The sequence below is a fragment of the Psychrobacter sp. 16-MNA-CIBAN-0192 genome (genome assembly GCF_040309565.1).
Lineage (GTDB): Bacteria > Pseudomonadota > Gammaproteobacteria > Pseudomonadales > Moraxellaceae > Psychrobacter.
Window position 1 is genome coordinate 1 of the sequence record NZ_JBEOOX010000754.1, and the last position, 233, is coordinate 233.

The 233-nt window shown below is 45.1% G+C and carries 1 protein-coding gene; it reads left to right on the top strand.

The window, feature by feature from the left end; all coding sequences use genetic code 11:
- Positions 1 to 233: pseudouridine synthase (locus AAEY78_RS15100; protein ID WP_352340329.1), on the top strand; the 233-nt coding region annotated here is incomplete at both ends.

Below are 233 nucleotides of genomic sequence, written 5' to 3' on the forward strand. Positions count from 1 at the left end.
CCTTAAAGTCTGGCGAGCGTATTGTTCGAGTTAATAAAGAAGGTAAAGAGTCGGAAACGCGTTTCAAAATCATGCAGCGATACCAAGGGTGTACCTTGGTCAAAGCCAGTCCTGTGACTGGGCGTACTCATCAGATTAGGGTACATTGTCAATATGCGGGTCATTCTATTGCCTGTGATGATAAATACAGCGAGCAACAATTTGACGACAGCATGCGCGCATTAGGCTTAGAT